Genomic DNA, 10,618 nt, shown 5'->3' with positions numbered 1-10,618 from the left:
CCAGGCTCCTATGAAGTCACAACGCCACACCCAGTGAGTGCACACGAGCACCTCCCGCCCAGGCCGACAGATCCCGTTGAAGACCCCGAGTCAGTCAGGTGGTGGGTCAGACCCCGGCGGGAGGTGCTCACCTACATCCTCTCTGTCAGATGGGCGACACCAGACCAGATGTTCGGTGCGATCCAGGTCTCGATATCGCTGTCCGTCCGCAGGCGCACATCCTCGATCGACACCGTGCGCCGATTTCGATTGGCGTGCTCCACCGCCACCTGCGGATCCGCGTGCTCCACAAATGCGCGTATCCGGCGGCGGGCTTCTTCGTCTGTCTCGGCGGCGATTATCCGGGACCACACCGCGAAACGCGGTGACCGCCCATGGGCCGCGGCTTGCTCCTGAACTTCCGCGATCCGACGACCCGTCTCTTCCACCGTGTGGGCCTGCATCATGTAGACATCGGCTTGCTTCGCCGCCATCGCAATCGCGGCAGGAGAGGCGCCGACGAGATGTATCGCCGGGCCGTCCGGCCGTATCGGCATGGCTGCCAGACGTGCGCCGGTCAGCTGGTAGAACTCGCCGCCATAATTGATCTCGTTCAGTGCCCACAGAGATCGAATGATGTCGACGAACTCACCGGCCCGTCGATAGCGCGCGTCATGATCCAAATAGTCGCCGTACTGCTCCATGTCGCCCGGCACACCGGCGGTCACAATGTTCAGGGCCAAGCGCCCGCCGCTCCACTCGTCGGCTGTAGCGCACATGTGCGCGAAAACGGCGGGATTGATGAACCCAGGTCGATGCGCGACGAGCACCTGAAGTTTTGTGGTGGCCGCCAAGCAAGCCATACCGGTCGTATAGGCGTCCACATACGGTGTATCGAGACCGTAACTGCCATTGCTGAACGAGCAGGGTATGAGAACACGGTCGAAACCGATCTGCTCCGCGGCCTGCGCCACCTGAGTCAGGTATTTCACCTGCGGCATGCGCTCGGGCTTCGGAGTGCAAATCCATGGGCTCTCCTAACCTCGAAATCCTCCTGGCGGCCATCGCGATGACCACCTGCGCCCAGCACATGGCAGCTTTCCGGCAACCAGTCTGGATCATGCGCAATCAGCACGCAGTGCGACCGTTCTCACCGGTGACGATGCGAGTCGGCCGGTGACGCGATCGACTCGCCGCCCGGCCGAAGGTGAACGCCATGGGAGACAAGCGAATCGGGTGCGACTCTGTGCTGGTTGTGGCCGTTGGCCGCGGACAGTAGGTTTCTCGGAGCATCGAGTCGATCGGAAGTCGGGGAACCGAATGTCGGTGGGTTGCGTCGAAGAGAGTATGGCGGCAGTCGGCGCGAAGTGGATTCGGCGCCCGGCGGTTTGACACTACGAGGACGGAGGGGCGTTCATGGGCGGATCGGAGATGGTCGGGGTTCGGACGGGGGAGCTCGGTGCGCTGGGCAGCGACTATCGGAGATCGGCGGATGGGGTCCGCGACCAGGCCAAACGGGTTGCCGACCATATTTTCGGCGACGGCAACGAGGCGGGCAGGAACTACACGCAGCAAGGCATCGCGGTACATCAGGGGCTGGAGCGGATCAGCGCGTGGCTGAAGAACTGGAGCGACGCCACCACCGCGACCGCCGATGCGCTCGGTGCGGCGGTCGTGACGTACGCGGAGACCGACCGGCAGCGCGCGGCAGAGACGAACAAGATGTGAGAGCGCCGAATGACACGTGTTTCCACTGACGACACCACATATTCGAGGAGTCGGGACCATGGCCGTTGCCTGGCAGGGTAAGACAATCGACGCCGTCCTGGACGAAGGCAGCTACGGGCTGCAGTACTGGATAAAATTCATGCCGCTGTACCAGGCGGCGTTCGGCGGCAACGGCGGCCGGGGGGATCTCGCCAAGCTGCTGGCCAGGTACGACGAGCAGCGCGGCATGCGGGTGGAAAAGCTGGAGCAGGCGGGGGAAGCGTTGAAAACCGCACTGGCCGAGGTAGATCGCCAATGGGACGCGCAACGGACCTACACGGGTCGGCTGCCCGACCTGTGGCAGGGAACGGCGGCCACCGCCGCGCTCGACATGCTCAGCAAGCAGTCTGTCCTGGCCGACGAGGATCGACAGCACGCCAGGGAGGCGTGGAAGACGATCGACCCGATGGCGAACTCGCTGCGGCAATCGGCGGGCGCGAAAGCCGATGCCACACTCGGGCTGTTGGAGGATTCAGGGAACGGCAGCAGGGTCGTGAAAATCGACGGAAAGACTCCGGAAGATGTGAAAGTCATTGTCGAGGTGCACAATGCGCACGAGTGGATCAGCGGGAACCAGATGCGCGACCTCGGCCGGATCTTCCCCACACTCGCTGTGCCTACCCACCAGAACAACCGCAAGCAGAAGCTGACCGGCGCCTACGGCGAAAAGATTCGCAATACCGTCAACGATTGGCTACAGAACCCCTTCAAACGGGACTTCGATGACAAACTGACCCGCTACATCGACGTCTGCACACAGACCGATGGTCACTTCACGCTGCAGTATCAGAACCTGGCCGGTGCGTTGGCGGCGGTGTCCGACCATGCCTATCCGTGCCCCGAGGGGCAGTCGAAACCGTCTTCAGGCATGCCGGACAACCAGAACCAATCCGATTCTCCTGCGCCGTCCGGCTCTCGCGGCACACCGTCGACCCCCACGGCCGCGGCCGGCACCACGCCGAGCACAGTCCCCGCGAGCACTACTTCGACCACACCAACAACTCCGACCACACCAACTACGCCGAACACTCCGACAACGCCGACCCCCAAGATTCCGTCACTGGACGGACTCAACCAGCTGGCGAAGGAATTGTCGCCGCTGGCAACGGGTCTCACCCAGGTAGTCAACCAAGGCGTCACCGCACTGAGCGGAACCATCAAGAGTGGAATCGACGGCGCGATCGAAAAGCTCAAAGAGAGCATCGATCCGAAGAACGCCGACACAGACGGCGCGAACAATAGGGACAAGGACGGCAAGCCGAAGGCCGAGTTCGACATCGCCGGAAAACACGTGAAGGTCGAGATGGGGCCGGACGGCCAGTTGAAACTTGTGTTGTCCGACGCGGAGGGCAAGCAGCAGGAGTTCGATCTCGAGCTGGACGAGCACGGGATACCGGTCCTGTCGATGCATGAGTTGAAAGAGCCCGCGCCGCACACTCCGGCTTCCGAAACGCCGGAGAAGGACAAGCCGGCCGACACCACACCGGTCCCTGAACCGAACACCGGCCAGCCGGGCGTGTCGACCGGAACTCCTCCGACTACGCGACGCGAAGAAGACGGCGAGCATTGGCCGAAGCCCATCCCGGAGCGGGGCGGACCGGAACCCGAGCCCCCATTCGACAGTGGCGCGGAATTGGCCGAGGCAGGACCGCTGTGAGCCTGGACACCGGACGTTCGGCCGTGCAGGGTGAGCGAGGACAAGCCGCATGGTGAACTATGCCGAGGAGGCGAGGCGACTCGCCGAGGAGAACCAGCGACGGATGGCAATCCTGATCGATGAACTTCAGGAGATCAACGAGCGGACGGCGGCGAAGGGCCGCGAATTCGCCCAGAACCTGGCGGCCGACATGGACCGGTTCTGGGCGGAGCACGCCGATTTGGAGCAATCTCGTGCCGAGGACGAGGCGAAAGAGCGGCTGGAGGCCGAGGCACGCGAACACCGCGAAGCCATTGCGCGGTCGATGACCGCCCGCAGGGTGAACCAGACGGTGGGGCCGGTCGATGACGAGGACGAAGAGGCGAAGTTCTATCAGCGCAAGAGTTGGCTGATCTGATCCCTGATCACCGCCGGAGCAGCGCGGCCAACTGGCCGACCTTCAGCTTCGGCGGTTCCTCCTCGCGGGCGGCGTCGGGGTCTACGACCTTGGTGTGCGGGATGGCCTCTTCGGGGTCGGCGAAGGGCCGATAGGTCTTGTCGCCCGCCAGCGTGGCGAGCAGGTAGCCGGCCAGCAACGCGCGGGTGGTGCGGGCGGTCTTCGGTTCGTGTTTGCCCGCGCCGACCGCGGCGAGAACGCGGCGGCCCTCGATGATGCCGTTGTGCGATGCCGCGTCGATGGCGCGCAGGATCGCCGTGTCGCCCCACGCGGTGGCCAGCGGGATGGCGTTGGAGCTGACCGAGGTGATGTCGGCGGCGCCCGCCAGGATCAGCGCCGGGATGTCGAGGTCGGGCGCGAGGGTTTCGGCGGACGGCGCCGTCGGCGCGGGGAAAAGAGCAGCGACGGCGGCAACCTGACGCTGGGCGGCGGCGATGACGGCGGAACCCGCGCCCATGCCGTGCCCGATCAGGGCGAGGCGTTCGGGGTGCACGCTGATATCGCCGTCCCCGAGCCGGACGCCGGTGCAGATGTCGAGCGTGGTGAGTAGATCGGCGGCGAGGCCGAGATGTGACGGGATCGGCCCGCGTTCGGTGTCCGGGGCGGCGGCCACAATTCCCCAGGAGGCGAGATGCTCGAGCAGGCCACGATACTGGGCGACACCGGTCAGCCAGCCATGTCCGAACGCGACAGCAGGCAGGTTCAGCCCGGACTCAGGCGTGAACACCACCCCTGGCTGGCCTGCGATGGCCAGATTGCCGCGCAGCACCCGGTGTGGGCCGCGGCTGGTCAGGGTGCTCAGAAGCGATTTCACAGACGCCGACACGACGTGAACGTTATCCGATAAGTAGTGTGGTGAGCCATGTGCGGAATCGTGGGGTACGTCGGGTACCGAGACGCGCTCGGCGTTGTCGTTGACGCGTTGCGCCGCATGGAATATCGCGGCTACGACTCCGCGGGTGTGGCAATCCTGGACGGCGCGGGCGCGCTGGCCGTGGAACGCAAGGCTGGTCGACTGGCCAATTTGGAGGCCGAGCTGTCGGAAGCCAGGGTCGACCGCTTCGTGGGCACGACCGGCATGGGACACACCCGCTGGGCGACGCACGGCGCGCCGACCGACCGCAACGCGCATCCGCACCGCGACGACAACGGCAAGGTCGCGGTGGTGCACAACGGCATCATCGAGAACTTCGCACCGCTGCGTCGTGAGCTGGAGGACGCCGGGGTCGAGCTGCACAGCGACACCGACACCGAGGTCGCCGTGCATCTGGTGGCTCGCGCCTACGCCGCGGGTCCGACCGCGGGCGACTTCGCCGCCAGCGCGCTGGCGGTGCTCCGTCGGCTGGAGGGTGCGTTCACCCTGGTCTTCACGCATGCCGACCACCCGGGCACGATCGTGGCAGCGCGGCGCTCCACACCACTGGTGGTGGGGGTCGGCAAAGGCGAGATGTTCATCGCCTCCGATGTCACGGCGTTCATCGAGCACACCCGAGAGGCGGTCGAACTCGGCCAGGACCAAGCCGTGGTGATCACCTCGGAGAGCTACCGGGTCACCGACTTCGCGGGCAACGACGCCGGCCCGCGCACCCGCCCGTTCACGATCGACTGGGATCTGGCGGCCGCCGAGAAGGGCGGCCACGACTACTTCATGCTCAAGGAGATCGAGGAGCAGCCCGCCGCTGTCGCCGACACCCTGATCGGACATTTCAGCACTGATCAGGATGGTTCCGGCCGGATCGTGCTGGACGAGCAGCGCCTCGCAGACCAGGAGCTGCGCGACTTCGACAAGGTGTTCGTCGTCGCCTGCGGCAGTGCCTATCACTCCGGTTTGCTGGCCAAGTATGCGATCGAGCACTGGACCAGGCTGCCCGTCGAGGTCGAGCTGGCCAGCGAATTCCGATACCGCGATCCGGTTCTGGACCGTTCCACGCTGGTGGTGGCGATCTCCCAGTCCGGCGAGACCGCCGACACGCTGGAGGCCGTGCGTCACGCCAAGGAGCAGAAGGCGCGCGTCCTCGCGATCTGCAACACCAACGGCGCGCAGATTCCCCGCGAGTCCGACGCGGTCCTCTACACCAGGGCCGGGCCGGAGATCGGCGTCGCCTCCACCAAGGCTTTCCTCGCTCAGGTGACCGCGAACTACCTGGTCGGGCTCGCGTTGGCGCAGGCGCGCGGAACCAAATACCCGGATGAGGTCGCGCGCGAGTTCGCCGAACTCGAGGCGATGCCGCAGCTGGTGGAGCGGGTGCTGGAGACGGCGCCGCAGGTGCGGACCATCGCGCGCGAGCTGGCGCAGGTGCCGACCGTGCTGTTCCTCGGTCGTCATGTCGGCTACCCGGTGGCGCTGGAGGGTGCGCTCAAGCTCAAGGAGCTCGCGTACATGCACGCCGAGGGTTTCGCGGCGGGTGAGCTCAAGCACGGCCCGATCGCGCTGATCGAGGAGGGGCTGCCGGTGATCGTGGTGATGCCGTCCCCGAAGGGCCGCGCGGTGCTGCACTCCAAGCTGCTGAGCAACATTCGCGAGATCCAGGCCCGTGGCGCGCGCACCATCGTGATCGCGGAGGAAGGCGACGACACGGTCCGCCCGTTCGCCGACGACCTCATCGAAATCCCCACGGCGCCAACCCTGTTCCAGCCACTCCTGTCGACGGTTCCGTTGCAGGTCTTCGCCGCCGAAGTGGCCCAGGCCCGGGGTTACGACGTCGACAAACCCCGCAACCTCGCAAAGTCCGTCACGGTCGAATAACCCACAGCTCGGGTAGTCACACTCGGGCGGGGACGAAGGGGTCGGCCGGGGTGGCCGGCTCGGTCGTCGTGGCGCGGCGCTCGAGAGTACCGGAGAGGACGGCCAGACCGAGGGCGACCAGGACCAGGGCGACGCCGACCCAGTTGGGGGACGTGTAGCCGAGGCCTGCGGCGATAACCAGGCCGCCGAGCCAGGCGGAGAGCGCATTGCCGAGGTTGAAGGCGCCGATGTTGACTGCGGACGCCAAAGTGGGTGCGCCTGCCGCTTGGTCGAGCACGCGTTTCTGCAGCGGTGGGACTGTGGCGAAGCCGAGCGCACCGATCGAAACGACAGTGATCGCGGCCGCGATCTTGTTGTGCGCCGTGACGGTGAACAGTGCGAGCACGATCGCGAGCCCGCCGAGGGTGATGTACAGCATCGGCATCAAGTGGCGGTCGGCGAACTTGCCGCCGATCAGGTTGCCTGCGAAGAAGCCGAGACCGAACAACACGAGCAACCAGGTGACCGAGCTGTTTGCGTAGCCGGTGACCTCGGTCATCATGGGCGCGAGATAGGTGATCGCGGCGAACACGCCGCCGAAGCCGAGCACCGTCATCGCCATCGCGAGCAGTACCTGTGGGTTGCGGAACACCGCTAGCTCATTGCGCAGCCGGGCGTCTCGCGGCGTGGCTTGCTCCGGGACCAGCACGCCGACGCCGATCAGGCCGATCAGGCCGACCAACGCGACGAACAGAAAGGTCAGCCGCCAGCCGAAGTGCTGGCCGAGTAGCGTCCCGAGCGGCACACCGACCATGGTGGCGACGGTCAGGCCGGTGAACATGATCGCGATCGCGCCGGCCCGCCGGTCGGGGCGGACCACATTCCCCGCGACGACCGCGCCGATCCCGAAGAACGCGCCATGTGCCAGCGAAGCCACGACCCGGCCGGTCAGCATCACCCCGAAAGTGGGCGCGATAGCGGACAATACGTTGCCCACGACCAGCAGCGCCAGCGTGCAGAGGAGCATGCGCTTGCGCGAAACGCGGGTGCCGAGCCCGGTCATCAGCGGCGCACCTGCCACTACGCCGAGCGCGTATCCGGTGACCAGTAGTCCTGCCGTGGGGATGGACACCGCGTAGGTGTCGGCGATGTCGGGCAGCAAGCCGACGACGACGAATTCCGTGGTCCCGATTCCGAATGCCCCGAGTGTCAGGGCGAGGAGTGCGAGCGGCATGAGGAAAGCCTCCATGATGTTGCGCCTGATGTTTACAGGCGTCAACAATAATTGCAGGCGCTCGATAATTGCAAGCGCTGGCTATTGCGGAAACTCATCTATCCTGAAGGGGACGATCCCCGACGCCGAAGGAAACGCCATGACCGCGGATGCCGCCCTGACCGGCTTGGCCGATGGTTGGTACGCACTGTCGCTGCTGCACGACCGGATCGAGGCACATATCGAACGCGCCCTGCAATCCGGTCATGACCTGAGCGTGCGCGAGTACTCGCTGCTCGTAGTCCTCAGCCGTCAGCACGACGGGCCGGGAGGTCATCTGCGGATGAACCAGGTCGCCGATGCCGTGGTGCTGAGCCAGAGCGCCACCACCCGCCTGGTCTCCCGGCTCGAAGACCGCGGCCTGCTCCAGCGTTACCTCTGCCCGGACGACCGTCGCGGTATCTACACGGACGTGACCCCGGCGGGACTCGACCTCCTGGAAAAGGCACGCCCCACGCACGACGCCGCGCTTGCCGGCGCGCTCGGACAAGCCGCCGCGGACCCCGAACTGGCTCCACTCGTCGCCACCGTCGAGGCACTGAACACCAGCTCGGCCCGCGGCGCACGCACCCGCGACTACCGCCCGGTCTGAGTCGTTCGTATTGCCTGAACTATGCCTGGCCGGGCTCGGTCGGACGCGAGCCCCTACTCGACGGTGACCGTGCCGCGCATCTCTGGGTGCAGCGAGCAGAGGTAGCGGAAAGTGCCGGGGGAAGTGAAGGTGTAGCTCCACTCGCCCTTGTCGACGATGGGGCTGTTGATGCCCATCGCCTTGTCGCCGATGCCCTGCACGGTGTGCGGAACCTTGTCGACGAACTTCCAGGTGACCGTGTCGCCGACCTTGACGGTGACCTCGGCGGGCGAGAATTTCATGTCATCGACCGCGATGGTGGCGGCCGCGGCCTTCTGCGCGCCTGTCCGCTGGGAGGTCGTGGTGGCCGCGCGAGGAGGTCTCTTCGTGGTCGTGGTGGCCGAGCCGGAATCGCCGCCACCGCATCCGGACAGCACAAGCGCGCCGATAACGAATCCCGTGACAACCCACGTGGGCCTTGTGCGACGGTGGACGATTGGCATGATGGCCAAGCGTAGTCTGCCGCCGTCGCGAGTCCGTGTGGTGGCGCGGCGGACCTCCGATCGGCTCGACGCCGCCGGGCCGGTGGGTGCCAGGTGTGACAGGCGGTACCTCATGACAACAAATCGGCCGGCCATCGGCTCGGCACGGGCAAGACCGACGGAGGGAGTGGCATGTCCACGCAGCGGGGGTATTTCACCGCCGACGAAGTGCGCGCGGCCGAGGCCGAGCTGTTCACCCGTGTTCCGGACGGTGTGCCCATGCGGCGCGCGTCGCATGGTTTGGCCACGGTGGTCGCGGCGGAACTGCGATCGCGCACCGGCGGTATCGCGGGACGGGCGGTGACGCTCCTGGTCGGATCCGGCGACAACGGTGGCGACGTGCTCTGGGCCGGTTCGATGCTGCGCCGCCGGGGTGTCGCGGTGACCGCGGTGCTGTTCAATCCGGAGCGGGCGCATGCGAAAGGGCTTGCGGCGCTGCGCAAGACGGGTGGCCGGGTGCGGGACGAAGTCGGCGATCCGGACCTGGTGATCGACGGTATCGTCGGCATCTCCGGCCACGGTCCGTTACGCCCGCGCGCCGCGGAACTCGTTGCGGCGCTGGATGCTCCGATCGTCGCGGCCGACCTGCCCAGCGGCGTTGATCCGGACACCGGCGCGGTCGAAGGGCCCGCCGTGCGCGCCGCGGTCACGGTCGCCTTCGGCGCCTATAAACCGGTGCACGCACTTGCCGCGCCGCATTGCGGCCGAATCGAGCTGGTCCCCATCGGTTTACGTCTCCAGGAATCGAATCTCGCCGCGCTGGAGCCCGCATCGATCGGCGCCGCGTGGCCGGTACCCGGTCCGGCCGACGACAAGTACACGCAGGGCGTCACCGGCGTCTGCGCGGGCAGCGCGACGTATCCGGGCGCGGCGGTGCTGTGTACTGGCGCCGCCGTCGCCGCGACCTCTGGCATGATCCGTTATGCCGGAACCGGGGCGGCCGAGGTGCTGCGTCACTTCCCGGAAGTGATCGCGACCCAGCGGGTTTCCGAGGCCGGCCGGGTCCAGTCCTGGGTCTTCGGTCCCGGTGCCGGCACCGACAGCGACGCCAGGAAGCGCCTCGCCGAAATCCTGTCCACCGATCTCCCGGTCGTCGTCGACGCCGACGGCCTGACTTTGCTCGCCGCCGAGCCGACGCTGGTTCGCGATCGCCCGGCCCCGACCGTGCTGACGCCGCACGCGGGGGAGTTCGCCCGCCTCACCGGCCATGAGGTAGGCAAGGACCGGGTGGCCGCCGTCCGCGACCTCGCCGACTCCTGGTGCGTCACCGTGCTGCTGAAGGGTCGTGCCACGCTGGTCGCCACCCCGGGACACGCTGTTCTGGTCAACGAGGCGGGCGGCTCCTGGGCCGCCACCGCTGGCGCGGGCGACGTGCTCTCGGGCATCATCGGCGCTCTCCTCGCCGCGGGCCGCGACCCCGCCTGGTCGGCCGCCGCTGCCGCTCGGGCCCACTCCCTCGCCGCCAACCTCGCCGCCAACGAGGACCACCCGGTCGGTGCCCCCACCTCGGCAATGCCCCTGCTCGACCACGTCCGTCCAGCCATCCGCGTTCTCCGCGCCCTCGCTCGTCCGCGAGCGTGAGTCGGGTCATCACCCCAGGGGTCGCGGACGGTCGGTCGGGAGTTCGCATGATCGAGCCGATCCCGCCGGTGGACCGGTGACCCGCCC

Annotated in this window: 10 protein-coding genes; 6 read left to right on the top strand and 4 right to left on the bottom strand. The window is 67.0% G+C overall.

Annotated features, from left to right (window positions below; translation table 11 throughout):
- Positions 1-131: 131 nt before the first annotated feature.
- Positions 132-980, bottom strand: coding sequence for an LLM class flavin-dependent oxidoreductase (locus AB4Z47_RS18130; RefSeq protein WP_441952196.1), 849 nt, complete (start codon positions 978-980; stop codon positions 132-134).
- Between the two features lie 415 nt (positions 981-1,395).
- On the opposite strand from AB4Z47_RS18130, the gene AB4Z47_RS18125 reads away from it, so the two are divergent.
- The 3 genes from AB4Z47_RS18125 to AB4Z47_RS18115 are packed head-to-tail and all read left to right on the top strand — an operon-like array spanning position 1,396 to position 3,800.
- On the top strand, positions 1,396-1,707 hold the full coding sequence (locus AB4Z47_RS18125) for a hypothetical protein (RefSeq protein ID WP_441952194.1): 312 nt from the start codon (positions 1,396-1,398) through the stop codon (positions 1,705-1,707).
- A gap of 58 nt (positions 1,708-1,765) precedes the next feature.
- Positions 1,766-3,403, top strand: a complete 1,638-nt coding sequence (locus AB4Z47_RS18120) for a hypothetical protein (protein ID WP_441952193.1) — start codon at positions 1,766-1,768, stop codon at positions 3,401-3,403.
- Between the two features lie 49 nt (positions 3,404-3,452).
- Positions 3,453-3,800 (top strand): hypothetical protein, encoded by a 348-nt coding sequence (locus AB4Z47_RS18115; protein WP_441952192.1) that lies wholly within the window; start codon positions 3,453-3,455, stop codon positions 3,798-3,800.
- A 7-nt stretch (positions 3,801-3,807) separates the two neighbouring features.
- Here the strand turns inward: AB4Z47_RS18115 and AB4Z47_RS18110 are convergent, their stop codons facing one another.
- Positions 3,808-4,665, bottom strand: a complete 858-nt coding sequence (locus AB4Z47_RS18110) for a dienelactone hydrolase family protein (protein WP_441952190.1) — start codon at positions 4,663-4,665, stop codon at positions 3,808-3,810.
- Between the two features lie 36 nt (positions 4,666-4,701).
- On the opposite strand from AB4Z47_RS18110, the gene glmS reads away from it, so the two are divergent.
- Positions 4,702-6,585, top strand: a complete 1,884-nt coding sequence (gene glmS, locus AB4Z47_RS18105) for a glutamine--fructose-6-phosphate transaminase (isomerizing) (RefSeq protein WP_441952188.1) — start codon at positions 4,702-4,704, stop codon at positions 6,583-6,585.
- Between the two features lie 16 nt (positions 6,586-6,601).
- On the opposite strand, the gene AB4Z47_RS18100 is transcribed toward glmS, so the two are convergent.
- Positions 6,602-7,798 (bottom strand): MFS transporter, encoded by a 1,197-nt coding sequence (locus tag AB4Z47_RS18100; RefSeq protein WP_441952187.1) that lies wholly within the window; start codon positions 7,796-7,798, stop codon positions 6,602-6,604.
- A 139-nt stretch (positions 7,799-7,937) separates the two neighbouring features.
- On the opposite strand from AB4Z47_RS18100, the gene AB4Z47_RS18095 reads away from it, so the two are divergent.
- Positions 7,938-8,429 (top strand): MarR family winged helix-turn-helix transcriptional regulator, encoded by a 492-nt coding sequence (locus AB4Z47_RS18095; protein ID WP_441952185.1) that lies wholly within the window; start codon positions 7,938-7,940, stop codon positions 8,427-8,429.
- A gap of 53 nt (positions 8,430-8,482) precedes the next feature.
- Here the strand turns inward: AB4Z47_RS18095 and AB4Z47_RS18090 are convergent, their stop codons facing one another.
- On the bottom strand, positions 8,483-8,911 hold the full coding sequence (locus tag AB4Z47_RS18090; protein WP_441952183.1) for a cupredoxin domain-containing protein: 429 nt from the start codon (positions 8,909-8,911) through the stop codon (positions 8,483-8,485).
- 171 nt (positions 8,912-9,082) lie between these two features.
- On the opposite strand from AB4Z47_RS18090, the gene AB4Z47_RS18085 reads away from it, so the two are divergent.
- The gene (locus tag AB4Z47_RS18085) at positions 9,083-10,531 is read left to right on the top strand and encodes an NAD(P)H-hydrate dehydratase (RefSeq protein WP_441952182.1); all 1,449 of its coding nucleotides are present in this window, start codon (positions 9,083-9,085) and stop codon (positions 10,529-10,531) included.
- The last annotated feature ends 87 nt before the right edge of the window (positions 10,532-10,618 follow it).

The sequence above is a fragment of the Nocardia sp. 2TAF39 genome (assembly GCF_052114905.1).
Taxonomy (GTDB): Bacteria; Actinomycetota; Actinomycetes; order Mycobacteriales; family Mycobacteriaceae; genus Nocardia.
Note: the sequence above shows the minus strand (reverse complement) of the source record. Positions and strands in the feature narration are given on the sequence as shown.

Excerpts from the sequence above, each read along its gene's own strand:
- AB4Z47_RS18090 (WP_441952183.1), bottom strand. The coding sequence starts at position 8,911 with ATGCCAATCGTCCACCGTCGCACAAGGCCCACGTGGGTTGTCACGGGA.
- glmS (WP_441952188.1), top strand. The coding sequence starts at position 4,702 with ATGTGCGGAATCGTGGGGTACGTCGGGTACCGAGACGCGCTCGGCGTT.
- AB4Z47_RS18100 (WP_441952187.1), bottom strand. The coding sequence starts at position 7,798 with ATGCCGCTCGCACTCCTCGCCCTGACACTCGGGGCATTCGGAATCGGG.
- AB4Z47_RS18115 (WP_441952192.1), top strand. The coding sequence starts at position 3,453 with ATGGTGAACTATGCCGAGGAGGCGAGGCGACTCGCCGAGGAGAACCAG.
- AB4Z47_RS18120 (WP_441952193.1), top strand. The coding sequence starts at position 1,766 with ATGGCCGTTGCCTGGCAGGGTAAGACAATCGACGCCGTCCTGGACGAA.
- AB4Z47_RS18085 (WP_441952182.1), top strand. The coding sequence starts at position 9,083 with ATGTCCACGCAGCGGGGGTATTTCACCGCCGACGAAGTGCGCGCGGCC.
- AB4Z47_RS18130 (WP_441952196.1), bottom strand. The coding sequence starts at position 980 with ATGCCGCAGGTGAAATACCTGACTCAGGTGGCGCAGGCCGCGGAGCAG.
- AB4Z47_RS18125 (WP_441952194.1), top strand. The coding sequence starts at position 1,396 with ATGGGCGGATCGGAGATGGTCGGGGTTCGGACGGGGGAGCTCGGTGCG.
- AB4Z47_RS18095 (WP_441952185.1), top strand. The coding sequence starts at position 7,938 with ATGACCGCGGATGCCGCCCTGACCGGCTTGGCCGATGGTTGGTACGCA.